Source organism: Paraburkholderia sp. BL18I3N2, assembly GCF_003001875.1.
In the GTDB taxonomy this organism is placed as follows: domain Bacteria; phylum Pseudomonadota; class Gammaproteobacteria; order Burkholderiales; family Burkholderiaceae; genus Paraburkholderia; species Paraburkholderia phytofirmans.
The window spans coordinates 119,609-145,627 of record NZ_PVNC01000004.1 but is presented as its reverse complement, the minus strand read 5'-3'; the positions used below and the strand labels follow the sequence as shown (position 1 = coordinate 145,627).

Annotated in this window: 23 protein-coding genes; 12 read left to right on the top strand and 11 right to left on the bottom strand. The window is 64.9% G+C overall.

What is annotated here, in order from left to right:
• Positions 1-56 precede the first annotated feature (56 nt).
• Positions 57-1,145 carry an iron-sulfur cluster carrier protein ApbC gene (gene apbC / locus B0G75_RS13805; RefSeq protein ID WP_106306043.1) on the bottom strand — a complete coding sequence of 363 codons (1,089 nt, stop codon included), beginning with the start codon at positions 1,143-1,145 and terminating at the stop codon, positions 57-59.
• 347 nt (positions 1,146-1,492) lie between these two features.
• On the opposite strand from apbC, the gene B0G75_RS13800 reads away from it, so the two are divergent.
• Positions 1,493-2,146, top strand: coding sequence for an OmpA family protein (locus B0G75_RS13800; protein ID WP_106306040.1), 654 nt, complete (start codon positions 1,493-1,495; stop codon positions 2,144-2,146).
• Between the two features lie 367 nt (positions 2,147-2,513).
• Positions 2,514-4,649 (top strand): methionine--tRNA ligase, encoded by a 2,136-nt coding sequence (gene metG, locus B0G75_RS13795; RefSeq protein ID WP_106306038.1) that lies wholly within the window; start codon positions 2,514-2,516, stop codon positions 4,647-4,649.
• Positions 4,650-4,761: 112 nt separating this feature from the next.
• Here metG and B0G75_RS13790 read toward each other — a convergent pair whose 3' ends face one another.
• Both B0G75_RS13790 and B0G75_RS13785 read right to left on the bottom strand, forming a co-directional pair.
• A complete protein-coding gene (locus B0G75_RS13790) occupies positions 4,762-9,303 on the bottom strand; it encodes a translocation/assembly module TamB domain-containing protein (RefSeq protein ID WP_106306035.1) in 4,542 nt (1,513 codons plus the stop codon).
• 28 nt (positions 9,304-9,331) lie between these two features.
• A complete protein-coding gene (locus B0G75_RS13785; RefSeq protein WP_106306032.1) occupies positions 9,332-11,167 on the bottom strand; it encodes an autotransporter assembly complex family protein in 1,836 nt (611 codons plus the stop codon).
• On the opposite strand from B0G75_RS13785, the gene B0G75_RS40640 reads away from it, so the two are divergent.
• The 5 genes from B0G75_RS40640 (at position 11,145) to panD (ending at position 14,045) form a co-directional block, all read left to right on the top strand.
• On the top strand, positions 11,145-11,411 hold the full coding sequence (locus B0G75_RS40640) for a hypothetical protein (RefSeq protein WP_181309279.1): 267 nt from the start codon (positions 11,145-11,147) through the stop codon (positions 11,409-11,411). The genes B0G75_RS13785 and B0G75_RS40640 overlap by 23 nt on opposite strands.
• A 95-nt stretch (positions 11,412-11,506) precedes the next feature.
• Positions 11,507-11,692, top strand: a complete 186-nt coding sequence (locus tag B0G75_RS13780; protein ID WP_007175923.1) for a DUF3460 family protein — start codon at positions 11,507-11,509, stop codon at positions 11,690-11,692.
• 4 nt (positions 11,693-11,696) lie between these two features.
• Entirely contained in the window at positions 11,697-12,572 is an 876-nt protein-coding gene (locus B0G75_RS13775; RefSeq protein WP_106306029.1) for a ScpA family protein, read from the top strand.
• A gap of 202 nt (positions 12,573-12,774) precedes the next feature.
• Entirely contained in the window at positions 12,775-13,608 is an 834-nt protein-coding gene (gene panC / locus B0G75_RS13770) for a pantoate--beta-alanine ligase (protein ID WP_106306026.1), read from the top strand.
• 50 nt (positions 13,609-13,658) lie between these two features.
• A complete protein-coding gene (panD, locus tag B0G75_RS13765) occupies positions 13,659-14,045 on the top strand; it encodes an aspartate 1-decarboxylase (RefSeq protein ID WP_106306023.1) in 387 nt (128 codons plus the stop codon).
• Between the two features lie 189 nt (positions 14,046-14,234).
• On the opposite strand, the gene B0G75_RS13760 is transcribed toward panD, so the two are convergent.
• The gene (locus tag B0G75_RS13760) at positions 14,235-14,873 is read right to left on the bottom strand and encodes a ParA family protein (protein ID WP_106306020.1); all 639 of its coding nucleotides are present in this window, start codon (positions 14,871-14,873) and stop codon (positions 14,235-14,237) included.
• 210 nt (positions 14,874-15,083) lie between these two features.
• Here B0G75_RS13760 and B0G75_RS13755 point away from each other — a divergent pair, with 210 nt between their 5' ends.
• Positions 15,084-15,503, top strand: a complete 420-nt coding sequence (locus tag B0G75_RS13755) for a PaaI family thioesterase (RefSeq protein ID WP_106306017.1) — start codon at positions 15,084-15,086, stop codon at positions 15,501-15,503.
• 226 nt (positions 15,504-15,729) lie between these two features.
• Here B0G75_RS13755 and B0G75_RS13750 read toward each other — a convergent pair whose 3' ends face one another.
• Positions 15,730-16,146: a DoxX family protein gene (locus tag B0G75_RS13750; RefSeq protein WP_106306014.1), complete on the bottom strand. Its 417-nt coding sequence runs from the start codon at positions 16,144-16,146 to the stop codon at positions 15,730-15,732.
• A gap of 146 nt (positions 16,147-16,292) precedes the next feature.
• The gene (locus B0G75_RS13745) at positions 16,293-17,753 is read right to left on the bottom strand and encodes a cobyric acid synthase (RefSeq protein WP_106306858.1); all 1,461 of its coding nucleotides are present in this window, start codon (positions 17,751-17,753) and stop codon (positions 16,293-16,295) included.
• A gap of 309 nt (positions 17,754-18,062) precedes the next feature.
• Here B0G75_RS13745 and cobU point away from each other — a divergent pair, with 309 nt between their 5' ends.
• Genes cobU through B0G75_RS13725 form a run of 4 tightly spaced genes read left to right on the top strand, consistent with a single transcriptional unit; the run spans position 18,063 to position 21,577 of the window.
• On the top strand, positions 18,063-18,617 hold the full coding sequence (gene cobU, locus B0G75_RS13740) for a bifunctional adenosylcobinamide kinase/adenosylcobinamide-phosphate guanylyltransferase (protein WP_106306854.1): 555 nt from the start codon (positions 18,063-18,065) through the stop codon (positions 18,615-18,617).
• Positions 18,617-19,552: an adenosylcobinamide-phosphate synthase CbiB gene (gene cbiB, locus B0G75_RS13735; protein WP_106306011.1), complete on the top strand. Its 936-nt coding sequence runs from the start codon at positions 18,617-18,619 to the stop codon at positions 19,550-19,552. Before cobU ends, cbiB begins: the two co-directional genes overlap by 1 nt.
• A 5-nt stretch (positions 19,553-19,557) precedes the next feature.
• A complete protein-coding gene (gene cobD, locus B0G75_RS13730) occupies positions 19,558-20,619 on the top strand; it encodes a threonine-phosphate decarboxylase CobD (RefSeq protein WP_106306008.1) in 1,062 nt (353 codons plus the stop codon).
• Between the two features lie 55 nt (positions 20,620-20,674).
• Positions 20,675-21,577, top strand: a complete 903-nt coding sequence (locus tag B0G75_RS13725) for a cobalamin-binding protein (protein ID WP_106306005.1) — start codon at positions 20,675-20,677, stop codon at positions 21,575-21,577.
• Between the two features lie 29 nt (positions 21,578-21,606).
• On the opposite strand, the gene cobC is transcribed toward B0G75_RS13725, so the two are convergent.
• Genes cobC through B0G75_RS13700 form a run of 5 tightly spaced genes read right to left on the bottom strand, consistent with a single transcriptional unit; the run spans position 21,607 to position 26,003 of the window.
• Positions 21,607-22,197: an alpha-ribazole phosphatase gene (gene cobC / locus B0G75_RS13720; RefSeq protein WP_106306002.1), complete on the bottom strand. Its 591-nt coding sequence runs from the start codon at positions 22,195-22,197 to the stop codon at positions 21,607-21,609.
• Positions 22,182-22,958: an adenosylcobinamide-GDP ribazoletransferase gene (locus B0G75_RS13715; protein WP_106305999.1), complete on the bottom strand. Its 777-nt coding sequence runs from the start codon at positions 22,956-22,958 to the stop codon at positions 22,182-22,184. Before B0G75_RS13715 ends, cobC begins: the two co-directional genes overlap by 16 nt.
• 42 nt (positions 22,959-23,000) lie before the next feature.
• On the bottom strand, positions 23,001-24,062 hold the full coding sequence (gene cobT / locus B0G75_RS13710) for a nicotinate-nucleotide--dimethylbenzimidazole phosphoribosyltransferase (RefSeq protein ID WP_106305996.1): 1,062 nt from the start codon (positions 24,060-24,062) through the stop codon (positions 23,001-23,003).
• 46 nt (positions 24,063-24,108) lie between these two features.
• Positions 24,109-24,951: an ABC transporter ATP-binding protein gene (locus B0G75_RS13705; protein WP_106305993.1), complete on the bottom strand. Its 843-nt coding sequence runs from the start codon at positions 24,949-24,951 to the stop codon at positions 24,109-24,111.
• Entirely contained in the window at positions 24,951-26,003 is a 1,053-nt protein-coding gene (locus B0G75_RS13700; protein WP_106305990.1) for an iron ABC transporter permease, read from the bottom strand. Before B0G75_RS13700 ends, B0G75_RS13705 begins: the two co-directional genes overlap by 1 nt.
• Positions 26,004-26,019 lie beyond the last annotated feature (16 nt).

Below are 26,019 nucleotides of genomic sequence, written 5' to 3'. Positions count from 1 at the left end.
GCGATCCTCCAGGAGACTTCCCGCGAGGCCAGAAACCTGAAGTAGCCCGCGTTTTCTCAGGTGTTCTGGACCACGATATTGGGGAACTTCGAGGTCATGTCGCGAGCGCGTTCGGCGATATGGATCGCCACCTTGCGCGCGATCGACCGGTAGATCTCCGCGATGCGCCCCTGCGGGTCGGCCACCACGGTCGGTTTGCCCGAGTCGGCCTGCTCGCGGATCGCAATGTCGAGCGGCAGGCTGCCGAGCACGTCGACGCCATATTCCTTGCCCATCCGCTCGCCGCCGCCGGCGCCGAAAATATGCTCTTCGTGGCCGCAATTCGAGCAGATATGCATGCCCATGTTCTCGACGATGCCGAGGATCGGAATGCCGACCTTCTCGAACATCTTGAGGCCCTTCTTTGCGTCGAGCAGCGCGATGTCTTGCGGCGTGGTGACGATCACGGCGCCCGTCACCGGCACGCGTTGCGACAGCGTGAGCTGAATGTCGCCGGTGCCCGGCGGCATGTCGACGATCAGGTAGTCGAGATCGTTCCAGTTCGTCTGCCGCAGCAGTTGTTCCAAGGCGGAAGTGGCCATCGGTCCACGCCACACCATCGGGTTGTCCTGCTCGATCAGGAAGCCGATCGAGTTGGCCTGCAAGCCGTGACCGGTCATCGGGTTCATCGACTTCTCGTCCGGCGACTCGGGGCGCCCGACGATGCCGAGCATCATCGGCAGCGACGGGCCGTAGATGTCCGCGTCGAGGATACCGACCGATGCGCCTTCGCTCGCCAGCGCCAGGGCGAGATTCACGGCGGTCGTGCTCTTGCCGACGCCGCCCTTGCCCGACGCCACCGCGACGATGTTTTTGACGTTCGGCAACAGTTTCACGCCACGCTGCACGGTATGCGCGGCGATCTGCTGCGACACCTGGACACGCGCGTCGGCCACGCCCGGCACGGCGCGCAGCGCGTCCGAGAATTGCGCGCGGATAGCGTCGAATTGGCGCATGGCCGGATAGCCGAGTACCACGTCGACGCTAACCGTGTCACCCTGCATGGCGACGTTCTTGATGTTCTTGGCGGCTGCGTACGGCCGGCCGGTGTTGGGGTCAGCGACGGCCGCGAGGGCAGCGTCGACCAAAGCCCGATCGATACTCATTGACACTCCGTGGGGAACACCTGCGGCGCAGCGGAATCGAATCTCGGCCACGCGCCGGAATTTGAAAGAAATTGTTAGTCAGCATTGCGAAAACCAGGCGTGCCGGGCACCCTTCGGGCAGGCGGAACGCCATGGGGCCGCATCGCTGCGTGCTTCAGTCATTATTGTAGTGGCTGGCGCCAAGGCGTGCCGGAAGACCCTTTTTTACTGTCGGACCGAGGCTGAGCAGGGCGTAAGACTTTTCGTGCTGGCGAGCCGGCGGCTTTACTGCCGTCACGTTCGCCGCATAGATTTATTCCTGTCGCCGCTTTGCTTGCCTGACTCGCTTCACTCAAGAGGAATCAAAAATGAATGCAAAAATCATGACTCGCCTGGCAGTCTTCGCCGTTGCCGGTTCATTGCTGGCGGGTTGCGCCAGCCAACAGGGCACCAACACCGCCGTCGGTACGGGCGTGGGCGCCGGCACCGGCGCGGCGCTCGGCGCCATCTTCGGCGGCGGTAAGGGCGCGGCGATCGGCGCGGGCGTCGGCGCGGCGGTGGGCGGCATCACAGGCTACAACTGGCAAGCCATCCACAACAAGCTGTCGGGCGCCACCAAGGGCACCGGCACGCAGATCACCGAGCAGCCGGACGGCTCGCTCAAGCTGAACATCCCGAGCTCGGTCACGTTCGACAGCAACAGCTACGCGGTCAAGCCGTCGTTCGCGCCGGTGCTGGACCAACTGGCGCAGACCATGCAGCAGAATCCGGAACTGGTCGCGCAAGTGGTCGGCCACACGGATAGCACGGGCCAGCCGGCGTACAACCAGACGCTGTCGGTCAACCGCGCGGAAAGCGTGACGGGTTATCTGGGCCAACGCGGCGTCGCGCCGCAGCGCCTGTCGGCACAAGGCTTGGGCCAAACCCAGCCGATCGCCGACAACAACACCGAAGCCGGCCGTGCCGCCAACCGTCGCGTGGAAATCTATCTGCGCGCGACGGCGCAGCACGCCACGCAATAAGGACGAGGGCTCGGGAGACTGAGAAAGCCGGTCGCCGGGGCAGTATCACCGGCGATCGTTACGCTTCGGAAAGCCGTGAAAAGGCGGAAACAGGGAATCTCTCACGGGAACGAAAAAAATTTCGAACTCTGCTGAAAATCCGCTGTCTGTCTTTACGGTACGTGGCTGGCGAAGCCGCCGCGTCACCATTCTCCTCTTGTCGTTGTTGCTCCGGGGTTAATAGCCCCGGTTTTTTTTGGGCGCTCGGTTTACACACCGTCCGGCCCGCAACAACGGCTCACGCCGCGCCCCAGGCGGCCCGCCCCGCGCCGGGCGCCTGCCCTGCTAGAATCAACCTTTCGTCCCACCGCAGGCTCCCACCATCCTTATGTCAGCACCCGTAACCGATCTCTCCGCAGGCGCGCCGTCAGGCCGTCGCCAGATTCTCGTCACATCGGCCCTTCCGTATGCGAACGGGCAAATCCATATTGGCCATCTGGTCGAATATATCCAGACGGACATCTGGGTCCGGACGTTGCGAATGCACGGGCACGAGGTCTATTACGTGGGCGCCGACGACACGCACGGCACGCCCGTCATGTTGCGCGCGGAGAAAGAAGGTCTCACGCCGAAGCAACTGATCGACCGCGTCTGGCAGGAACACAAGCGCGACTTCGACAGCTTCGGAATTTCGTTCGACAATTACTACTCGACCGACTCCGAAGAGAACCGCATTCTCAGCGAAAACGTCTATCTGGCGCTCAAGGAAGCGGGCCTGATCGACGCGCGCGACATCGAACAGGCGTATGACCCGGTCAAGGAAATGTTCCTGCCGGATCGCTTCATCAAGGGCGAATGCCCGAAATGCGGCGCCAAAGACCAGTACGGCGACAGCTGCGAAGTATGCGGTTCGACTTATCTGCCCACCGAGCTGATCAATCCGTATTCGGTCGTCTCGGGCGCCACGCCGATTCGCAAAACGTCGACGCACTATTTCTTCCGTCTGTCCGATCCGCGTTGCGAGAATTTCCTGCGCGCGTGGGTCGGCGGCCTTGCGCAGCCGGAAGCGACGAACAAGATGCGCGAATGGCTCGGCGACGCCGGCGAAGCCAAGCTCGCCGACTGGGACATCTCGCGCGACGCGCCGTATTTCGGCTTTGAGATTCCGGGCGCGCCGGGCAAGTATTTCTACGTGTGGCTGGACGCACCGGTCGGCTATTACGCGAGCTTCAAGAATCTCGCCGAAAAACGCGGCCTCGACTTCGACGCCTGGATTCGCAAGGGTTCGACGGCCGAGCAGTATCACTTCATCGGCAAAGACATTCTGTATTTCCACACGCTGTTCTGGCCGGCCATGCTTGAGTTTTCGGGCCACCGCACGCCGACCAACGTGTTCGCGCACGGCTTCCTGACCGTGGACGGCGCGAAGATGTCGAAGTCGCGCGGCACCTTCATCACCGCGCAGAGCGTGATCGACACGGGCCTGAATCCGGAATGGCTGCGCTACTACTTCGCGGCCAAGCTGAACAGCACGATGGAAGACCTCGACCTGAACCTCGACGACTTCCAGGCGCGCGTGAACAGCGATCTGGTCGGCAAGTACGTGAACATCGCGAGCCGCGCCGCTGGCTTCCTGATCAAGCGCTTCGACGGCCGCGTGCAGGACAGCGCGATGCAGCATCCGCTGCTCGCCTCGCTGCGCGCCGCCGTGCCGCAAATCGCCGCGAACTATGAAGCGCGCGAGTACAACCGCGCGCTGCGTCAGACCATGGAACTGGCCGACGCCGTGAACGCATACGTCGACACCGCCAAGCCGTGGGATCAGGCCAAAGACCCGGCGAACGGGGTTGCGCTGCATGAAACCTGCAGCGTGAGCATCGAGGCTTTCCGCCTGCTGTCGCTGGCGCTCAAGCCGGTGCTGCCGAAGCTCGCCGAAGCGGTCGAAGGCTTCCTCGGCATCGAACCGCTGGTATGGGCCGACGCCAACGTGCCGCTCAGTTCCACGCGCCCGATCAATGCGTACAAGCATCTGATGACGCGCGTCGATCCGAAGCAGATCGAAGCGCTGATCGCCGCCAATCGCGACTCGTTGCAAGCCACGCCGGAAGCAGCCGCACCGGCCGACGCCAAGGGCAAGTCAAAGGCAGCAAAAACCGCAGCGGCAAAAGAAGACGAAACGCCCGGCGTCATCTCGATCGACGACTTCGCGAAGATCGATTTGCGCATTGCGAAGATCGTCGACTGCAAGGCGGTGGAAGGATCGGACAAGCTGTTGCAACTTACGCTCGACGTCGGCGAAGAGAAAACTCGCAACGTGTTTTCGGGCATCAAGTCGGCGTATCAGCCGGAGCAACTGGTCGGCAAGCTGACGGTGATGGTCGCGAACCTCGCGCCGCGCAAGATGAAATTCGGCCTGTCCGAAGGCATGGTGCTGGCCGCCTCCGCCACCGACGAGAATGCGGAACCGGGCCTGTATATCCTGGAGCCGCACAGCGGCGCGAAGCCGGGCATGCGGGTGAAGTAAAAAGCCCGCGGCGTCCCACGCTGCAAGCAAGCATGAAAAAACGGCACGTCCTAAAAAGGCGTGCCGTTTTTTTGACCCAAACGCGAAGATTCAAGCGCAGCCAATCACCCCATCACCAGCGAATCCGGTCGAAGCGCCGCGTGTAAAACAGTTCGACACCGGTGAACGTGCCGCCGTAAGCCCCGACCGACCAGTACCGCGTCAGGTTGACCGTCGCCTTGATCGCATTGCTCGCCGACTGCAGCCCCTGTTCGTAGCCGATCACGAGCCACTCGTTGATCGCCTTCGACACCATCACCACTTGCGGATCGGTCAAGCCGACTTCGCTTTGTCCGACCGAAAACTCGTCGAGCCCGAACGTCTGCGCGATCCGCTTGCCGCTCGCGCTGCCGAGCAGCGCGAGCGCCGTCGTCATGGTGCTTTGCTGACCGAGGTTGTTACCCTGATCCGTGCCGTGGCCGAACAGCAGCCACGAGAGCTTTTCGTTGTCCGGCACGTTCGGCTCGGACACCAGCTTCGCCGTCGGGAATTGAACCGTGCCCGTGACCTGCACGCCCGCCTCGACCTGCTGATTGCGACGCATGGCCAGGATATTGATCCCCGGATTGGCCACCGGCCCGTTGAACGTGAAGAAACCGTTCTCGATGTTGAGCTTGCGGCCGAACGCCGTGTAGGTCGAACCCTGCGTGACACGCACGTTCCCCACCGCGCGCAGCGGCAAATTCGGCGCGCTCATCGCGGTGATCGTGCCGGTCAGGCCGAGGTCGGCGCCCTGGCCGCGGAAACGGAAGTTGTTGCCGAGGCTGATGTCGATATTGGCGCGCGGCGCGAACGGACCGATCGGCTTGTTGGTGCCCGGCACGGGCCGCGGACGCTCGCCCGCCACCGAACCGTCCGGGCGCACCACCACGACGTCGTCGCCGAGCTTCGGCGCGGCCTGCTCCGGCATGTCGAACAACGCGTGATCGACCACGAATTTGCCGTTGATCGCCATGCCGCCCTGCGCGCCGGCATTCGCGACGCTCGCGCTGCCCGACAGCGACAGGTTGCGATCCGGCGCCGCGAACAGTTCGAGCTTGTCCGCGACGATGCTCGCGGTCAGATCCGGTTGATCGCCGTCCAGACGCACGCGGCCGGTGGCGCGCAAGGTGCCGCTTGCGCCGTGAAATTCGACCTGCTGGAAGTCCACCAGATTGTGTGAAAGCGCGATACGCACCACGCCGTCCTTCAACTGCACGCCCTGATCGACCAGGGTCGCCGACAAGCCGTCGCCGAGCAGCGAGCCGGTCAGGTTCGGCTTGGCGACGGTGCCGCCGAGCGCGAGCTTGAGCGCGAGGTGGCCGTCGAGCAGATAGCTCGGGCCGAACAGGCCACCGGTCGTTTTCAGCGACGGCACGTTGGCGTTCACATTGCCGGTGAGCGCGCCGTCTTCGCTGACGGTCAGGAAGCCGTCGCGCATCACCAGCGTGGTGTGCGCATCGGCGTCGATCACGCCGATGCGGCTCGCCTGCGCGTGCAAGGTGGCATTGAGCCGGTTGCCGCCGCTGAATTCAGCGCGCGCCGCGATGCTCGAAATACCGAGCGACGCGAGCCCCCGGCCGATTTCAACCGTGACGTCACCGCTGCGGCGCTGCAACTGGATGTGGCCGGTCGCCGTGCTGCCGAGTGCGAAGTCCCAGTCGCCGTCGAACACCAGATCGGTTTTGACGTGCGGCGGCTCGCCCGTGATCTCGCGCCGCAGGTCCTGCAGACGCGCGACTGAGATGCCGGTCAGACTGCCTGCCGACTGAACCTTGCCGTGATCGAAGGCAAAAGTTTTCAGGCTCAACACCGCGCCTTCGAGCGTGAGCCGGGTCGTGCCGAGCGTCAGGCGGTCCGGCCCGGCGCTGACGGCGAGCGGCGACTCGAGATTCAACGCCGGCGTGCCGCGGTTCTGCAGCCGCGTGACGGTGCCGTCCCAGTGCGTGCCGTCGCGCGCTTCGGTCAGCTTGCCGTTCGCGGCGAGCGTGAGATCGAGCGGACGGTCCTGCAGCTTGCCAGTGGCCGCGGCCTCGAGCGTGTGGTTGGCGCGCGTGCCGGACAGACGCGCCGTGAGCGTGGTCAGATCGACGCCGCCCGCGCTCAGATTGCGCGCGTCGGTGGTGAAGACGAGCGCGCCGTTCGCGCCGTCGCGCAATTCGGCGTGCCCTTCCGCATGGCCGATACGGTTGCTGCTGAACACTACGCTGTCGGCCTTATAGTTCAGCACGACGTTCGGGTGCGCGAACGAGCCGGTGACGTCGCCATCAGCCGCGACGAGTCCTGCGAGACCGAAACCGAGGCGCTCCAGCGCTGGGGCGTCGACGCGAAACTTCAGCCGGTCGCCCCGTGCGCCGAAGCTGCCTTGCAGATCCACCTGATTGCCCGCGACCGAGAGGTTCGCGCGGCTCGGCAGAATCCGCGAGCCCGCCAGTTGGATGGTGCCGCCGCCGGTCAACGGCAGGCCGTCATAAACGCTCGGCCCGAGCTTGAATTCGGCCTTGGTCGTGAAGACCGGGCCGAGCATGCCGGCGGCGGTGAGCGTGCCGGTCACGCGCGCCTCGATTTTGCGGGCGGGCGCGGCACCGCGCTTCTTCGGCGGCGTTTTGCGTTCGACCACTTCGGTTTTGACAGCAGCTTTGGCGGTGTTTTTCACGGCGGCGGCAGCCTTTTCCGCAGGCGCAGCGGACTTTGCGCCGGCCGTGCTACCTGCTTGCGCGGCCGCAGCCTGTGCGGTCTTGCTGTTTTTTTCGCGACTTGCCGCCGGCGCCGCTTCGGCTACCGGCTTGCGCGACGGCAGCTGCGAAGTCAGCGTCAACGGGTCGAAATCGGTCAGTTGCGCTTTCAGGTTATAGGTGGAATTCGCGTCGTGCTTGAGCACGCCGGACAGATCGATGCGGCCTTTGCCCGACGTGATGCGCACGTCATTGAAGCTCATGCGGGCGGGATCGAACGTCACTTTGCCTTGAGCGCGCAGCGCCGCTTTCGGGTCGGCGAGGTCGAGCGTGAGGCTCTGCACGTCGTCGTTCAGACGAACGCCGATGGGGCCGGACAGTTGCGTGGGCCGCACCGTCGCTTGCAGCGCGTTCAGGTCGAGGTTGGCGACCTGGAGATCGAACTGACCGCGCTTGCCGGATAGCGTACCGCCGCCGGTGAGCGTGGCGTTTTTGACAAGCCGCACGGCAAGGTTCGAGATGCGCTGCGCTTGGGCGTCGAGACGCACGTCCGCGTTGGCGTCGATTAGCGGCAGCAGGTTTTGGTCGATCGCGCCGGGTTTGGCGTTGACGATTGAGATGTGGCCGGTGACCGCGAAAGTTGACGGAGGTTGGGTGGTGCTTTTTCCGTTTGTGGCGGCGGGCGGTTGTGTCGTGCTGGCGGGTTTGCTTGCGCTTGCGAGGGCGCTTTGGCTGGCGCCGCGGCCGCGGGCGGCGTCGGCCGTGTTGGCCGTGTTGGCCGTGTTGGCCGTGTTCGCGGTCTTCGTCGCGCTTGTGGGGTTCGCGGCGTCCGCGGTGTTCGTCGCGCTTGTGGCGCTCGTGGCATTACCAGCACTCGCCGAACTCGCGGCCTTTCTCACTGCCTTCGCCCCACTTGCCGCACCTGTCCCGGGCGCAGCGGCAGTCGCAGTCGCGGCACTCGCCCCGGCTGCCCCACTCGCGCCCAACACAACCTCCCCTGCGGCACCCCGCCCCGCCGGCTGCAATTCCGCCCGCACGGCCAGATCGGCCAGCGGTGCACCGGGCGCGAAAGCCTGCGGATTGATGTGATCGAAAGTCAGCGTGGCGCGCTGCAGCGGCACGTCGCCGAACGGCGTAGCCTCGACCCGCGCGTGACCGGTGAGCTTCATGCCGCTAGCATCGAGTTCCGCGATGAGATTTTCCAACGAACCGCTCAGATGGCCGCCCACCTGCACCGCTTCGTCGTTCACCTTCCCCGAATAGCCGACGTCCCCGCTCAACGGAAACGGCCGCACACCGTCGAGTTTGGCGGCCGCCGTCACCGCGCCGAACGGCGTATCCAGCCGCTCGATCGCGGCTTCGTGATGGCGCCCGTCGCTGCGACCATGAAAGACGAAGCGCGAAAATTCGGTCGTCGACGCGCCCTGATGCAGCAGCAGCTTGTCGACCTGGACGTCGCGGATGTCGAGCTGCATCGGCAAACGCAAATCCTGCGGCAGTTTCACCGGTCCGCTGCTGCTCGACGACGAAGAACCGATGCGCGCGTCCACCATGCCGATATGCAGATAGTCGATAGTGAAACGCCACGGCTCGCGCGTGAGCGCCCAACGGCCCGCCACGCGGTCGATCTGGATATCGGTGCCGCTGCCGTCGAGGCTGCGCCAGCGTACTTGCCGCAATTCCACGCCATGGGCGAGCGCACCTCGCTCCAGCGTGCCGCTCAGCTTGCCGCCCAGCAGCTTCACCGCCGCTTGCCACGCGTAGGCGGTGCCGCGCTCGGTCGTCAGCGCGCCGTACAGCAAACCCACCCCCAACGCGAGCAACAACACCAGCACGGCCAACATCCACGCGACCGTTTTCAGCAGCAACCAGCCGAGGCGGCGCCTGGGCGGCGGCGGCTGTCCTGGCGGATTAGCGCCGGGAGGCTGCACGGGAGGTTGAGTGGAAACGTCCGTGGTCATGCGTGGATCATGTGGAAGCAGGTTTTCATCAGAAGGCGATGCCCAGCGTCAGATACGGCCGCACGCTCTTGTTGCGGATGCCGTAGGCGACATCGACGTTGACCGGGCCGACCGGGCTGCGCCAGCGCGCCCCGACGCCGACGCCGGGATAAAACACTTTTTCGCCCCAGGTGTCCGTGGCGGTGCCGACGTCGAAGAACGCGGCCGCGCCCCAGTCGTGACTGAACCAATGCTGGTACTCGGCAGAGCCCGTGACGAGATACTTGGCGGGCAGCACCGAACCATCGACACTGTTACCGATACTCTGATAGCCATAGCCGCGCACCGAATTCGAGCCGCCCGCGCGAAACAGCAGCGACGCCGGAATGCCGCTAGAAGGGCCGCTCGTAAACACGCCGCCGAGTTCGGCGCGAATCAGCACGAGGTCTTCCTTGCCGATCGGCAGATACTGCTGACCGCGCGCGTAGCCGCGAATGAAGGTCTGGTCGGTCAGCACGCCCTTGACCGCAAAACCGGCCTCGACGTGAATCAGGTTGCCGCTGCGCGGAAACAACGGGTCGTCGGTATTGCGCCGGGTCCACGACCAGGACGGCACCAGCGCGCGGCTCGTGGTCGGCGCCGCCGCGTTCTGATCGAGCCGGTCCTGGTAGTACAGGAGCGCGTAGTTGTAGTCGATGAATTGCGAGGTCCGAGCCCGTTGCACACCCCCGCGGATACTGTAAATACGCGTGTCGGATACGTCGGTGGTGGTGTAGGACGCCAGCACGCTATTGGTCCACGCACGCGGCCCCGGCGGCATGGCGAGCTGAATTTGCCCGTATTGCTGAATCTGGTCGACGCGCCCCTGAATGGTGAACGGCCACGCTTTGCCGAACGTGTCGAGATACGAATAGGAACCCTGGACCAGCGGACCATTGTCCGTCGAGTAGCCCACCCCGCCTCGAATGCTGTTGTACGGATATTCCGACACCTTCACGTGGACCGGCGTGTCGACCGGCTTGGCCGGATCGTTGTCCACGTCGATCGCGACGCTCGCGTAGTACGGCGTGTTCTGCAATTGCCGCTGTAATTCCGTGATGCGCTGAACGTCGTAGATCTCGCCCACCGAAATCGGGTTCACGTTGTCGACGATCTGTTCCGGATAGCGCCGCGTGCCCGATACGTCGAGCTTGCCCATCGTAAAGGTCGGCCCGCTGTCGTACGTGACCGACAATTTCGCCTCGTGCGTGCGCGGATCGACTCGCGCCTCCGAGTGGTAGATCTTCGCGCCCAGATAACGGCGCGCCTGCAAGGCCTTGAGCGACGCGTTTTTCGCATCGTCCCAACCGCCCTGCGAGAACGGTTCGCCTTCGTGCAGCGAAAATGCGAAGCGCGCGGTGTTTTCCTGCTCTGGATCTTCGGTCAGCACCGGCCCGCGAAACGACAGCGAAACCGATGAAATAACGGTCTGCGGACCGGGATCGACGCTCACCGTGACGCGCTTCGCATTGTCGACGGTACGCACGTCGGTGCGCACGACCGGCGTGAAATAGCCCTGCGTGGAGGCCAGATCTCGCACTTGCTGGGGCGTGGCGGTGATCAGAAACTCGAACTGGTCGTCGCTGATATCGGGGCGTTTGGCGAAACGCGCGATATCCAGATGCGCTTCCAGCAGCTTGCGCAGCGAGCGCGGCGTGGCTTCGATGTCGACCTTGTAGCTGGCCGCCGCTTTCGCGGCATGGGCGTTGCCGGTTGCCAGCGTCAACATGACGAGGCCGAATGCCAGCCACGTGCGTAGCCAGTGCCCCATGGGCGTGCGATGCCCACGCCCGGAACCGGCCCTGCCGCGCCGCAGCCGCGGCTTGTCGATCGCACACCCCGCCAAACAGGACCTCCGGCCGTGGTTGATGAATTTTGTCGCTCAGGCGCGCCGCGGCGGCCGAAGCACGCTATTTGACCACATCGGCGTGATGCCGCGAGATCTCGAAATGGGCGTCCGCGGCACGCCAGCCGCCAGCGCGCCCGCCTTGGACGCACGCCGCGCCACGCGGGTTCCAGCTATTTTCATGCGCCGGCCATCCAGCTACGCCGCCGTTTTTCGACCCCGCGCCGCGCATGCGGTAAAATAATGGAATAGCAGCGGCACCGTGCGAAGCAACACAAATGCGAACAACGCAAATGCGCGCCGGGCAGCCGCCAATTCCCATACCACGGACGTCGAGCCATGTATCAATCGGACATCACCCAGTTCCTGAACCAGCTCAAGCAACAGAAACCCAATCTGGAAGCCGAACAACGCCGCGGCCGCGCGCTGCTGTGGGACAAACAGCCGATCGATCTGGAAGAACGCGCCGAGCAGAAAGCCTCCCGCGTCGAACAGACGCCTTACTCGTACTATCAAAACTTCTAAGCGCGTGAGTCACGCCGACGAGGCACACGGCGCGCCGCCGGCCCCCGCCGACGCCGCGCTCGCCGCGCCCGCCACCGATTCGACACCGGACATCGTCGACGGCATTGCTTTCGCGCGCCTGTACGGCGAGCCGCTCTTCAAGCTGCCGACGGACCTGTACATTCCGCCGGACGCGCTCGAGGTGTTTCTCGAAACGTTCGAAGGACCGCTGGATCTGTTGCTGTACCTGATCCGCAAGCAGAACTTCAATGTGCTCGACATCCCGATGGCGGACGTCACGGTGCAATACCTCGGCTATGTCGACCAGTTGCGCCAGACCAATCTCGAACTCGCGTCCGAGTATCTGCTGATGGCCGCGATGCTGATCGAGATCAAGTCGCGCATGTTGCTGCCGGTCAAGAAGGCCGATAGTGGCGAGGAAGCCGAAGATCCGCGCGCGGAACTCGTGCGGCGCCTGCTCGAATACGAGCAGATGAAGCTTGCCGCGCAGCGCATCGACCAGTTGCCGCAACTCGGGCGCGATTTTCTGCGCGCCGAGGTCTACATCGAGCAAAGCATCACGCCGCGTTTTCCCGACGTGAACAGCGAAGACCTGCGCGCCGCGTGGGCCGACGTGATCAAGCGCGCCAAGCTGGTCCAGCATCACAAGATTTCGCGCGAAGAGCTGTCGGTGCGCGAGCATATGAGCTCGATCCTGCGGCAACTGCAGAACGCGCGCTTCGTCGAATTCTCCGACCTGTTCGATACGAGCAAGGGCGTGCCGGTGGTGGTGGTGAATTTCATCGCCGTGCTCGAGCTGTGCCGCGAAACGCTCGTCGAAATTACCCAGGCGGAGCCGTTCGCGCCGATCTATGTGCGCCTCGCCTATCTGCCCGCCTGAGAGCCTTGAACGGGGCGAAATCCCGCATATCAGGATTTCAACCGGCGGGAGAAGCTGCCTCTTTTCGGTGCGGCGGCCGCGCAAATCCACTACAATCCGGCGCTCCGAACCTGTCATTACCAGTGAGGCGGCGGGCCGCGCGATTCCGTAGGGTTTTGCGTCCAGCCAGTCTCGCGCCGCGCGAGGAAATCCCTGTCCGATCATGAAAGTCATCAGCTCGATCCATGAATTGCGCGACCAGTTGCGCGGCCAGAATCGCACGGCCTTTGTGCCGACCATGGGCAATTTGCACGAGGGCCATCTGTCACTGATGCGTCTCGCCCGCCAGCACGGCGATCCGGTGGTGGCGAGCATTTTCGTCAACCGGCTGCAGTTCGGTCCGAACGAGGATTTCGACAAATACCCGCGCACGATGGAAGCGGACATCGAAAAGCTCCAGAAGGAAAACGTCTACGTGCTGTTCGCGCCGACGGAAAAGGATCTGTATCCGGAACCGCAGGAGTACCGCGTGCATCCGCCGCACGATCTGGGCGATATCCTCGAAGGCGAATTCCGGCCCGGCTTCTTCCAGGGCGTATGTACGGTCGTGATGAAGCTGATGTCGTGCGTGCAGCCGCGCGTCGCCGTGTTCGGCAAGAAGGATTACCAGCAGTTGATGATCGTGCGCCGCATGTGCAACCAGTTCGCGCTGCCCACGGACATCATTGCCGCCGAAACCGTGCGTGACACCGACGGGCTCGCGCTCAGCTCGCGCAATCGCTATCTGCAGGCCGCCGAGCGGGCCGAAGCACCGAAGCTGGCCGCCGAACTGAATCGCGTGCGCGACGCCGTGCTTTCCGGCGAGCGCGACTTCGCGAAAGTCGAACAGGCGGCGATGGCGGCCTTGGCCGCGCGCGGCTGGCAGCCGGATTACGTCGCGGTGCGCAAGCGCTCGGATCTGCTGCCGCCGGGTCCGCAAGACGCGAACGCGGAACTGGTCGTGCTGGCCGCCGCCAAGCTCGGCGCCACTCGTCTTATCGACAACCTCGAAATCTGAAGCCGTCTTAGACAGCGTAGAAACGCGTAAGAAATCACACAGGATTGGTCATGCAACGCAACATGCTGAAGTCGAAGATCCACCGCGTCGCGGTCACGCACTGCGAGCTGCACTACGAAGGCTCGTGCGCGATCGACGAAGATTTGCTGGAAGCGGCGAATATCGTCGAAAACGAGCGGATCGACATCTGGAACATCGACAACGGCGAGCGTTTCTCGACCTACGCGATCAAGGGCGAACGCGGCAGCGGCATGATTTCCCTGAACGGTTCGGCCGCGCGGCGCGCACAGCTGGGCGATCTGGTGATCATCGCGGCGTTCGCGGTGGTCGATGAAGCGGAATTGAAGGCCGGCTGGAAGCCGGACCTGGTCTTCGTGGACGACAACAACAAGATCAAGGGCAGCCGCGATCACGTGCCGACGCAGAACTGGACCTGAGCGCCCTGTAGTTCGCTTGAGCGCTGCGCTACTGGCGGCGCCGAACGTCCCCTTTGGGCGCGCTACGGCGTGGGGACGTTGACTTAAACTCTGGCTCTTCGTAGACCACTGGCGCGCGCAGCGCCCAAGGACATACGACGTGGGCTGCATCTCCGCGTAGCGGGCGGCACGGCCGCCTGCTCTACCGCTTCATCCTTTCTTGCCGCTCCCGTTAGTCCATTCGACAATCGGCTGCCACTGCTCCAGATCCTTCTCCACACGGCTTTTCGCGACGTCCCACAAGGTCAGCCCGTGGGCCGCCAGTTGCACGTAATTCTGCGTGTCGCGCAAAAAGCCTAGCACCGGCAGCTTCAAACCCTCGACAAAACGATGCAGTTGCTCCGCCGAGCGGGTGCGCGCATCGACGCGCATGCCGACCACCCCGATTTCGATCGCGCCTTTCCTGACGGCCTTCTCCTTGGCCAGTCGTTCGAGAAATTCCTGGGTGGCGAGAATATCGAACATGGACGGCTGGAGCGGCACGATCACCTTATCGGCCAGATCCAGGGCGATTCCCAGACGATTGCCGTGCAGCCCGGCCGGCGTGTCGATGACCGCGTGCTCCAGCCCTTTGGGCGGTTTGGCCGGCGCGTCCTGATTGACTTCCCAGGTTTCGATGGCCGGCAGCGTGTCGGGCCGCAACGACAGCCACGCGTGCGCGGACTGCTGTTTGTCCAGGTCCGCCAGTGCGACCCATTCGCCGGCTGCGGCGAAATAGCCGGCCAGATTGGTCGACAGCGTGCTTTTACCCACGCCGCCCTTCGGATTCGCCACCACGATCACCGTCATGAATTCTCCCGGAAAGAAGGCTGGGCGCCGCCAGCCGGTTTGCCGCGCAGTTGCTTTGACATGCGCAAGTGTGCCCGCATTCGTGCCGGGTTCAACGCCACCTGCTGATCCAGCCGTTGATAATATCGACAAATGCACTTTGGCCGAAGCCCCCAAACAGCTAATCGACCACCGTGCCTCGCCGATTTTTCCATCGAGGACCCGAATCTCATGAGCAAGCTCCGTCCGGAATACACCGTCGACCGTCTCCACGAACGGCAGAAAGGCTCGCTGCCCGGCTTGCTCGGCGTGCATGTGCTGTCGCTGGAAGAAGGCGTCCTGACCGCGGAATTGACCGTGCGCAAGGAATTGCTCGCGCCGAACGGCTTTTTGCATGCCGCCACCGTGATCGGTCTTGCCGATACGGCCTGCGGCTACGCCTGCCTCGCTCACTTGCCGGAGACGGCGCGCAATTTCACGACCATCGAACTGAAAAGCAATTTTCTCGGCACGGCGACCGAAGGAACGATCCGCGCGGTCGCGACGGGCGTGCATCTTGGGCGCAGCACGCAGGTGTGGGACGCCACCGTCACCGATCCGAACGGCAAGACGATGGCGCTGTTTCGGTGTACGCAGATGGTGTTGTATTGACCGCGTGAAGGTGGCGCAACGGAGCGCCGCGTTCATGAAAAAAGCACGCGGCCTTTCGGGCGCGTGCTTTTTTGCTGGTGGGCTTGGCCTTGCTGGGTCTAGCCGCGCTGGACTTGGTCGTGCCTGACTTGGTCGTGCTGGACTTGACCTTACTGAACTTGGCCCTGCTGGACTTTGGTCCCGCTGAACTAGACCTCGCGGGGCTTGCCCGTGCGGCCCTGCCCAATCAGGCAGCCGCCACCCGCGGCGCCCTCGCCCCACCGAACGCCAGCGCCCCGCCGCCGAGCAGCGACTGCACCGCCAACGTCACCGCCCAGAACGCCGGATATTCCCAGCCGCCGTGCGGCGACGCAAAACCCCAGCCGTTGTGCAGATGCTGCGACATCGCGCCGAGCATGAACGGCAACAGCACCAGCGCGACCCAGCGGACCTGCACGCCAAGCAGCAGTGCGATGCCGCCAAACAGCTCGACGAACGCCGTCACATAGCCGAGCCAACCCGGCAAGCCGAGCGAAACGAAGAACTGCGCCGTGCCGGGCAGCGTAAAGACGAAAATCTTCTGCAGACTGTGAGCGAGATACAGAACGCCCAAGGCGACGCGAAGAAGTAGAGCGGCCAGGTCGGCGGAGCGGTTCGAGTTCATGACGAGATCCTTGAGAGAGGGACAGCCCGGAAGCGGCCGTCGATGTCGGAACTCTATTCGAACCATATAGAGGGAAAAACCGCCCTGCTGGCTTTGATTATTTCTCAATGAGAGTTAATCACCCCGCGCCGACGCGCCGGACCCATTCACCCAATCGCCGCAAACAATTTCGGCAGATCGAGATGCTCCGCAAGCGTATCCGCGAGCCGCTCCAGCGACGCCTCGCGCAACGCCGGATAGTCGATTTCCTCGGCATCGCTCAAACCCGCCCATGCGAGCAGCGCGCCGCATGCAGCCGGCGTGTCGAACAACCCGTGGACATAAGTCGCGAGAATCTGGCCGTCGGCGGAAATCGCGCCGTCGGGGTGCGCCGCCTGCGCGTCGCCCAAGCGCAACGCGGGCGTGTCGAGCGCCGGGCCGCGCGTCTCGCCCATATGGATTTCGTAGCCGGCCACTTCGGGCGAGCCTGGCAATACGAGGTGTCCGGTGACATTCTTGAGCGTCTTGTCGCGCGTGAGCACCGTCGAGTAGTCGAGCCAGCCGAGTCCCGCCGACGTCCCGGGCGCACCCTCGACACCATGCGGATCGGCCACTTCACGCCCAAGCATCTGCATGCCGCCGCAAATGCCGATCACGCGGCCGCCGTAACGCAAATGCTTCTGCAGCACCGCGTCCCAACCTTGCGCGCGCAAAAACGCCAGGTCGCCGGGCACGTTTTTCGAGCCTGGCAGAATGATCAGATCAGCCGGCGGCACCGGCGTACCGCCACGCACGTAATGAAAATCGACTTGCGGATGCGCGCGCAGCGCATCGAAATCCGTGTGATTGCTGATGTGCGGCAGCACCGGCACGACCACTCGCAGCATGCGTCCCGCGCCGCCGCTGTGCGCCGCGCGCAACTCGGGCGGCAGCATGTCTTCGGCGTCGAGCGTCAGGCCGTGCAGATAGGGCACGACGCCGACCACCGGCTTGCCGGTTTTCGCTTCGAGCCAATCCAAGCCGGGCTTCAGCAAACCGACGTCGCCGCGAAAACGGTTGATGATGAACCCGCGCACCCGCGCCTGCTCGCTCTCCGACAGGCACGCGAGCGTGCCCGTGAGATGGGCGAACACGCCGCCGCGGTCGATATCGGCGACCAGCACGACCGGGCAATCGACTGCTTCCGCGAAACCCATGTTGGCGATGTCGCGGTCACGCAGATTGATTTCCGCCGGACTGCCCGCGCCTTCGACGAATATCGTCTCGTACGCCGCCTGCAGTCGCGCATACGATTCCAGCACCGCTTCGAACGCGACGGGTTTGTAGTCGTGATACGCCCGCGCGTCGAGATTCATGCGCGCCTTGCCGTGGATGATCACTTGCGCGCCGCGGTCGCTGGTCGGTTTGAGCAGCACGGGGTTCAGATCCGTGTGCGCGGCAATGCCTGCGGCGATCGCCTGCAAAGCCTGAGCTCGGCCGATCTCGCCGCCATCCACGGTCACCGCGCTGTTGAGCGCCATGTTCTGCGGCTTGAATGGCGCGACCCGCAGTCCGGCGCGGCGCGCGAGCCGGCACAGACCGGCGACGAGCGTGCTCTTGCCGGCATCGGAGGTGGTGCCCTGAATCATCAGCGTGCCGCGCGGCACGGGTACGGCGTCAGGCGGGGTCGAAGTGGTGGTCACGGAATCTCGGGCTCGGCGGTGAACGGTGAGTCAATTGGGTCAATCAGTGAAGCAAGCGGCAATGCCGCGTTGACGCAGCGACGGTGTGTGCAGGGTGCGGAACGCGGCTAACGCTTGCATGCAACTCGCTTTGCGTCGTTCGCGTCGTTCGCGTCGTTCGCGTCGTTCGCATCGTTCGCATCGTCGCGACGAACGCACCAAACGCGGCATTATCCCATCGCGCCGGCCCGCGCTGCACGCCGGTACAATCACGCGATGACTCCCCGCGATCTCACCTTCGTACTCGGCGGCGCCCGCTCCGGCAAGAGCGTACACGCCGAACAGCTCGCCGCAGGCAGCGCCCTCCCCGTCACCTACATCGCCACCGCGCGCGTGACGGACGACGTCGAATTCCGCGCGCGCATCGCGCATCATCGCGAACGGCGTCCGGCGCATTGGCAGTCGTTCGAAGCGGGCGTCGATCTAGCCGGCGCCGTGACGCAAAACGACGCGTCCGGCCACTGCATCCTGATCGATTGCCTAACGCTGTGGCTCGCCAATCTGCTGTGTCCGCCAGAAGGCGACACGTTGCCGCTCGACCGCTATCAGGCGCACGTCGCCGCGCTCGAAGCGGCGCTCGTCAACGCCAAAGGCAAGCTCATCGTAGTCAGCAACGAAATCGGCCTGGGCGTGGTGCCGCTCGGCGCTGCCACGCGTCTCTACGTCGATGAACTCGGGCGACTCAACCAGCGCATCGCCGCGTTGAGCACCCAGGCAACGATGATGGTCGCCGGTTTGCCGCTCGCGCTGAAAACCGCGAGCCACGTGTGATGCTCTCGCTCCCGCTTCTCGTGACGCTGGCCACTGCGGGCGTCGCCGTCGACCGCTGGTTCGGCGAGCCGCGCGCGGCGCATCCGCTGGTGGGCTTCGGCAACTGGGCGAAGCGTCTCGAAACACGCTACAACGCCGGCCGGCGCTTGCGGCTCAAAGGTCTGCTGGCGTGGTCACTAGCGGTCATGCCGCCGGTGCTGATCGCGTGGTGTCTGGTTGCCGTGCTGCCGTTTTACGCGGCCTGCGTGGTGCATGTGCTGTTGCTGTGGTTCGCGCTCGGCGCGCGCAGTCTGCACGAGCACATCGCGCCGATCGCGCAGGCTTTGGTGCAACGTGATCTCGCACAGGCGCGTTTGCTGACCGCACGCATCGTCTCACGCGAAACCGCGGATGCCGACGAAGGCGCGTTATCGCGCGCCGCCGTCGAATCGGCGCTCGAAAACGGCAACGACGCAATCTTCGGCGCGCTGTTCTGGTTCGCCATCGCGGGCGGTCCGGGCGCGCTCGCCTTCCGCCTCGCCAACACACTGGACGCGATGTGGGGTTATCGCACGCCGCGCTATTTGCGCTACGGCTGGGCCGCCGCGCGCATCGACGACGTGCTCAACTGGATTCCCGCGCGCCTGACCGCCGCCAGCTACGCGCTGCTCGGCGACACGCGCACCGCGTGGCGCTGCTGGCGCGAGCAGGCGCCACGGTGGGACAGCCCGAACGCCGGGCCGGTGATGGCTTCCGGCGCAGGCAGTCTGAACGTGCTGATCGGCGGCCCGGCGGTGTATCACGGCGCGCTGGAACACCGGCCGACACTCGGCTTCGGACATACCGCGAAAGCCAGCCACGTGACCGCCGCATTGATGCTGGTCGAGCGCACGGTCATTCTGTGGCTCGCGGTGCTGATCGTGCTGGCGTTGTTGAGCGTGCCTTTTCATGGTTGATTCTCATGGCTGATTCGGTGAACGGCCACGTGGACGAAACCCACGCCGCGATAGATCCGGTCGTGCACGGCGGCAATCTGCACGAAGCGGCGAGGCGCTACGACATTCCGTACGCGCAGTGGCTCGATCTGTCGACGGGTATCAATCCGCACGGCTATCCGGTCCCGCCGGTTCCCGCCGACGCCTGGCGCCGTCTGCCCGACGACGGTGATGATTTTGCCGCTTGCGCCGCGCGCTATTACGGCGCTCCCGATGCGGCGCACGTGCTGCCCGTCGCGGGCAGTCAGGCGGCGATTCGCGCGCTGCCCGCGCTGCTGCCGCGCGCATGCGTCGGCGTCGCGCCGCTTACGTACAGCGAATATGCGCCTGCATTCGAGCGCAGCGGCCATGAAGTGACGCCACTCGATGTCGCTTGGGAAACGTTGCCCGAAGCGCTGATGCATGTGATCGTCGTGAATCCGAACAATCCGACCGGCGCACATCTGAGCGCCGCAAGGCTACTGCACTGGCATGCGCAGTTGAGCGCGCGCGGCGGCACGCTGCTGGTCGATGAGGCCTTCGCCGATACGATGCCGTCTGCCTCGCTCGCGGCGAGCACGGATCGCGGGGGCTTGATCGTGTTGCGCTCGCCGGGAAAATTCTTCGGCCTCGCGGGTGTGCGCGCAGGGTTCGTACTCGGCGTGCCTGCTTTGCTCCACAGTTTGCGCGTCACGCTCGGCGCCTGGACGGTCAGTGGTCCAGCCCGTCACGCCGTCAAAGCCGCATTCGCCGACGAAGCCTGGCAACGCGATATGCGCGCCCGGCTCGATGCCGAGAGCGCGCGACTAGTCGGTCTGCTGCATGCGCAAGGCTTCGACACACGCAGCACGCCGCTCTTCGCGTGGTCCAACGATGCCCGCGCCGCCGCTCTGCACCAAGCCCTCGCACGACGTGGCGTGTGGACACGTCTATTCACATCGTCGGGGAGCGTTCGATTCGGCTTGCCCGCCAACGAGCTCGAATGGGCACGCTTCGAAGAAAGCTTGCGCGAAGCCGTACAAGAAATCGATCCCACACGAGCGGGCTGATCCAAGAAAGACGAACTCGCTCCCACAATAACTACGCACCCCGCGGCCTCACACGATGAACCGACTCGCCCTCGCCTTCGCACTCTTCATCACCGTACGTCACGCCCACGCCGCCATCTCCGTGACCGACGACACCGGCGCAACCGTCACCCTGCCCGGCCCCGCGCAACGTGTCATCAGCCTCGCGCCGCACGTCACCGAATTGCTGTATGCCGCGGGCGGCGGCGCGAAAGTGGTCGGCGCCGTTTCGTACAGCGACTATCCGCCCGAAGCGAAACAGTTGCCACGCGTCGGCGATAACAAGGCGCTCGATCTCGAGCGCATCGTCGCGCTCAAACCCGATCTGATCGTGGTGTGGCGGCATGGCAATGCGCAGCGTCAACTCGATCGCCTGCGCGAGATGCACATTCCGTTGTTCTTCAGCGAGCCGCATCATCTCGACGACGTCGCCGTGTCGCTGACGAAGCTGGGACAATTGCTCGGCACGTCATCGACGGCAGATGCAGCGGCGGCCGCCTATCGTCAGGACGTCGCGAAGCTGCGCAACCAGTATGCGAGCCGGCCGCCCGTCAGCGTGTTCTATCAGGTGTGGGATCAACCGTTGATGACGCTCAACGGCGAGCACATGGTCAGCGACGTGATCGCGCTGTGCGGTGGCCGCAACGTCTTCGCCAGACTCGAGCCGCTGGTGCCGACAGTTTCGACCGAAGCGGTGCTCGCCGCGAATCCGGAAGCGATCGTCACCGCAGCGCCGGGCGCGACCAAACCGGACACCATCTTGCCGCAACTCGGCACATGGCGCGCATGGCCGGCTCTGGCCGCCGTGGCAAACAACAATCTCTTTGCTATCGACGGCGATCTGATCAACCGCCCGGCGCCTCGCATCGCGCAAGGCGCGAAGCAAATGTGCGAGGACCTCGAAGTAGCGCGCTCACGCAGAAAGCCTAGCGCGCAGTAAGTCACGCAAGATGAACTACAAGCCACGCCTTACGCGTTCCACCGCACCAACACCCACTGCTGCGTTTCATCGTTTCTACGCAACCAGACGATCCCGGTCGTATCGAGCGACCATCGCAAACAGCGCTCCAGCGGCACGTCCAGCACGATCGACGCGATCGCCCGCATCACCCCCGCATGCGTGACCACATAAGCCGGCGACAACTCGCGCGTGAGCGCGAATGCATCGAGCCATGCACGCACCCGCGCGACGAACTGCGCGACGCTTTCGCCGCCATGCGCCCGCGCATGTTCGAAGTTGGCCGCCCAGTCGTCGAGCAATTCGCGATCGATCGCGTCCCAGCGTCGCGCTTCCCAATTGCCGAAGTTCATTTCCATCAGCCGGTCGTCGTGACTGACTACGCTGCCGAAGTCGTTCGCCAACTCGGCGGCGAGCGCCGAGCAGCGCTTCAGTGGGCTCGACATCAGCACGCGTGGCGCGGGCACCTGCAAGGTCGCGAGCTTCAGGGCAAGGGTCGTCGACGACACTTCGGCATCTTCGGCGAGCGCCACGTCGCTGTGGCCGTAACACACGCCCGCGTCGAGCGCGACCGCGGGATGACGAATCAGGACGATATCCATGCGAGCCCCACCAGATAGATGCTCAATTCAAAAACTTGCTGCGCGAAGCCGAGGCAGTCGCCGGTATAGCCGCCAATGCGTCTGACGAAATAACGGCCTATTGCCACACGAAGTACGACCAGAACCACAACCGCTGAACCCGCGAAGTGCCAGTCCGGCGCGGCGAGCCCATTCGGCCACAGCAACCACGGCAAACCGAACATCGCGGCGCAAATGGACGCCCCCACGCTCAGGCGCTGCGCAACCGGTTTGGCCTTGCCTTCGGCACGCACGTAGTCGAGCGTGGCCAGGTAGCTGATCGCACAGGTACGGCTCGCCGCGTGCGCGGCAATCATCAGACTTGCGGCGCGTATCGGCGGCAATGCGGCGAGCGTTTGCCACTTCAATACAAGCGCGATGACGAGCGCGGTGGCGCCGAAAGCACCGATGCGTGAGTCATGCATGATTCGCAATACGTCGTCGCGCGTATAGGCGCCACCGAACGCATCGATGCAATCGGCGAGACCGTCTTCGTGAAACGCGCCGGTCACGAGCAGCGACGCGGCCATCGACAACAGCACCGCCACGCCCGCCGGGAATACGCGCAGCGCGGCGAGATAGACGAGTGCGCTCAATCCGCCGATCAATACGCCAACGAGCGGGAAATAACGCGCCGCCGCGTTCAGATAATGCGGCTCATAGCCGACCCAACGCGGCACGGGCACACGCGTGAAATAGCCGAGCGCAGTGAAGAAGTACCGCAGTTCAGCGAGCGGATTCATGAGTGTGCGAGGCGACCGTTTCTGTCTGAAGGATCGAGCGGATCACGCATCGCGATTCGCGACGCCGGCCGATTCGAAGCTCGCCATTTCGTTGATGAACGCCGTTGCCGCGCGCAACAGCGGCACCGCGAGCGCCGCGCCGGTGCCTTCGCCGAGACGCATGTCGAGCGACAGCAATGGCAGCGCGCCGAAATGATCGAGCATGCGCCGATGCCCCGCTTCGTTCGACGCATGCGCGAACACGCAGTACTCGCGCATGCTCGGCGCAAAGGCGTCGGCAATCAGCAAGGCCGAGGTGCCGATGAAGCCGTCGACCAGAATCGTCATGCGCGCCTCGGCGGCCGCGAGATACGCGCCCGCCATCATTGCGATCTCGAAGCCGCCGAAGGAGGCGAGCACGTCGAGCGGATCGCTGGATACCGGGTGACGCGCGAGCGCCGACGCCAGCACGTTGCGCTTTCGCGCGAGCCCAGCGTTGTCGAGACCCGTGCCGCGGCCGACGCATTCGTCGATCGGCACGCCGCACAAGCGGCTCATCAGACACGCGGCCGCCGAGGTGTTCGCAATGCCCATCTCGCCGAAGCCGATCACATTGGTGCCGAGCGCCGCGTGATGCCGCACGCGCGCCGCGCCCGCCTGCATCGCGGCGATTGCCTGGTCGCGGCTCATGGCCGGTTCGCGCGCGAAGTTGCGGGTGCCGGCCGCAATCGGAATGTCGATAAGGCCCGCAGTGGATGGCAACGGCGTCGCAATGCCCGCATTGACGACTTCGAGCTCGATGCCCGAGACGCGGCTCAACGCATTGATCGCCGCGCCGCCCGCCAGAAAGTTGGCGACCATCTGCGCGGTCACCGCTTGCGGATAAGGGCTCACGCCCTCCTCGGCGACGCCGTGGTCGCCGGCGAACACGATCATCGCCGGGCGCGTCACGGTGGGATGCGTGGTGCGCTGAATCAGGCCCATCTGGCGCGCGAGCGTTTCGAGCCGGCCGAGACTGCCGGGCGGCTTCGTCTTGGTATCGATGATGTGCTGCAACTCGTCACGCAGCGTTTGATCGAGCGGTTCGACTTCGGGCAATCCGGGCAAGCGTGGCAATGAAGTCATGAGCGTGTCTGAAAGAGGATGTTGGAATCAAGCTGGAATAAAGCGATCAGCTTGCCGGTGTGTCATGGCCAGCAGGCGATTCGTGACGCGCGCGCGGCGCGGGAATCAGCGCCTCGTGTTCGCCGTCGCGAAGCAGAAGCAACGGATAGCCGAATGCGCGGCTCGCGAGCGCGGGCGTCAACACGTCATGCACCGGTCCGGCATACGCGCCGCCCGCGCCGTCGAGCAGCAGCGCATGGGTCGCGAAACGGCGCGCGAGGTTCAAGTCGTGGCACGAAAACATGACTGTACGCCGAGGCTCGCGCGTCCACGCGGCCAGCGCTTCGAGGCAGTCGATCTGATGATGCAGATCGAGATGCGACAACGGTTCGTCGAGCAGCAGCAACGGCGCGTCCTGGCACAGCACCGCCGCCAGCGCCACGCGTTGCCGCTCGCCGCCCGAGAGCGACAGCACATCGCGAGCGGCGAATGTGGCGAGTCCCAGGAGATCCAGCGCCGCGTGCGCCGCTTCGCGATCGGCTTCGCGCTCCCAGCCCCAGCCGGTGAGATGCGGGAAACGGTTCAGCATCACGATATCGAGCACGCTCGCGCTGAATGCGTCGGGCGCGCTTTGCGGCATCAGCGCGCGGCGTTGTGCGAGCGACAGCGGCGGCCAGTCGGCGAGGCGCGCGCCGTCGAGTTCGACATGTCCCGCCGACGGTTGCAGCAAACCCGCGAGCGTGGAGAGCAAAGTCGTCTTGCCCGCGCCGTTCGGGCCGGCAATGCACCAGATCTCGCCGGCGTGGAAGGTGTGCGTGAAGGCATCGAGCAAGGTGCGCGCGCCGGCACGCAAGGTCAGACGTTGCGCGCTGAGGGTAGCTTCATGAGAAGGAGTGTGACGGGTTTGCATTATCGGCGCCTGTGCAGCAACATCCACAGAAACACCGGTACGCCGATGATCGACGTGATCACGCCGACCGGCAACTGCGCCGGCGCGATCACCGTGCGCGCGACCAGGTCCGCGCCCATCACCGCGACGCCGCCGCCGAGCGCGGCGGCCGGCAGCAGCATGCGCTGATCGTTGCCGAACGCGAGCCGCAGCATGTGCGGCACGACCAGTCCGACAAAGCCGATGGTGCCCGCCGTCGTCACCGCCGCGGCCGCCGCGAGCGAGGCCACCAGATACACCCGCAGACGCAGCGGCATCACCGCGACGCCTAACGCCTGCGCGGCGGCGTCGCCACGCAGCAGCACATTCAGACGCGGCGCGGCGGGCACGATCGCCACCAGCACGATGACGAGCGCGGCGAGCGCCGTCCACGGCATCGCGCCGCCGTTGAGGTCGCCGGTCAGCCAGAACAGCATGCCGCGCAAGCGGTTGTCCGGCGCGAGGTTGAGCAGCAAAGTAATGAGCGCGCCCCAGCCCGCCGCGATCACCGCGCCGGTCAGCAGCAAACGCGGCGAGGTGTCCTGCGGCTCGCCGCGCCACAACTCGCGGCGCGCGAGGCCTAGTACCAGCAGGATCGACACGAACGCGCCGGCGAATGCGCTCGCGTCGACGATCCACCATGCGCAGCCGGCGATCATCGCGACCAGCGCGAAGCTCGCCGCACCGCCCGATACGCCCAATACGTAGGGCTCGGCCAGCGGATTGCGCAGCAGCACTTGCAGTAACGCGCCGGCCAACGCGAGCAACGCGCCGCAGGCGAAGCCCGCCGCCGCTCGCGGCAAACGCAGCGTGCGGACGATCTCGGCGGCCAGGTCGGACGAACTTGAAGCCGGCGCATGCGACGGCATCAGCGCCGCCAGCACGCGCATCGGCGCGAGCGTTACGCTGCCGAGCGCGAGCGACGCCATCAACACCGCCAGCGCGATTCCCGCGAGCGCCAGCCAGATCGCGGCCGCGCGCTTCGCGCTCATCACGCGCAGAGTGGCGGGCATCGAACTCGAAGGGCGATTCATCCGCGCGAACTCAACG

Excerpts from the sequence above, each read along its gene's own strand:
- B0G75_RS13700 (WP_106305990.1), bottom strand. The coding sequence starts at position 26,003 with ATGAATCGCCCTTCGAGTTCGATGCCCGCCACTCTGCGCGTGATGAGC.
- B0G75_RS13800 (WP_106306040.1), top strand. The coding sequence starts at position 1,493 with ATGAATGCAAAAATCATGACTCGCCTGGCAGTCTTCGCCGTTGCCGGT.
- apbC (WP_106306043.1), bottom strand. The coding sequence starts at position 1,145 with ATGAGTATCGATCGGGCTTTGGTCGACGCTGCCCTCGCGGCCGTCGCT.
- cobC (WP_106306002.1), bottom strand. The coding sequence starts at position 22,197 with ATGGATATCGTCCTGATTCGTCATCCCGCGGTCGCGCTCGACGCGGGC.
- B0G75_RS13750 (WP_106306014.1), bottom strand. The coding sequence starts at position 16,146 with ATGAACTCGAACCGCTCCGCCGACCTGGCCGCTCTACTTCTTCGCGTC.
- B0G75_RS13715 (WP_106305999.1), bottom strand. The coding sequence starts at position 22,958 with ATGAATCCGCTCGCTGAACTGCGGTACTTCTTCACTGCGCTCGGCTAT.
- B0G75_RS13755 (WP_106306017.1), top strand. The coding sequence starts at position 15,084 with ATGAGCAAGCTCCGTCCGGAATACACCGTCGACCGTCTCCACGAACGG.
- B0G75_RS13705 (WP_106305993.1), bottom strand. The coding sequence starts at position 24,951 with ATGCAAACCCGTCACACTCCTTCTCATGAAGCTACCCTCAGCGCGCAA.
- B0G75_RS13780 (WP_007175923.1), top strand. The coding sequence starts at position 11,507 with ATGTATCAATCGGACATCACCCAGTTCCTGAACCAGCTCAAGCAACAG.
- B0G75_RS13790 (WP_106306035.1), bottom strand. The coding sequence starts at position 9,303 with ATGACCACGGACGTTTCCACTCAACCTCCCGTGCAGCCTCCCGGCGCT.
- metG (WP_106306038.1), top strand. The coding sequence starts at position 2,514 with ATGTCAGCACCCGTAACCGATCTCTCCGCAGGCGCGCCGTCAGGCCGT.
- cobT (WP_106305996.1), bottom strand. The coding sequence starts at position 24,062 with ATGACTTCATTGCCACGCTTGCCCGGATTGCCCGAAGTCGAACCGCTC.
- cobD (WP_106306008.1), top strand. The coding sequence starts at position 19,558 with ATGGCTGATTCGGTGAACGGCCACGTGGACGAAACCCACGCCGCGATA.
- B0G75_RS13760 (WP_106306020.1), bottom strand. The coding sequence starts at position 14,873 with ATGACGGTGATCGTGGTGGCGAATCCGAAGGGCGGCGTGGGTAAAAGC.
- cbiB (WP_106306011.1), top strand. The coding sequence starts at position 18,617 with ATGCTCTCGCTCCCGCTTCTCGTGACGCTGGCCACTGCGGGCGTCGCC.
- cobU (WP_106306854.1), top strand. The coding sequence starts at position 18,063 with ATGACTCCCCGCGATCTCACCTTCGTACTCGGCGGCGCCCGCTCCGGC.
- panC (WP_106306026.1), top strand. The coding sequence starts at position 12,775 with ATGAAAGTCATCAGCTCGATCCATGAATTGCGCGACCAGTTGCGCGGC.
- B0G75_RS13725 (WP_106306005.1), top strand. The coding sequence starts at position 20,675 with ATGAACCGACTCGCCCTCGCCTTCGCACTCTTCATCACCGTACGTCAC.
- B0G75_RS13745 (WP_106306858.1), bottom strand. The coding sequence starts at position 17,753 with ATGATTCAGGGCACCACCTCCGATGCCGGCAAGAGCACGCTCGTCGCC.
- panD (WP_106306023.1), top strand. The coding sequence starts at position 13,659 with ATGCAACGCAACATGCTGAAGTCGAAGATCCACCGCGTCGCGGTCACG.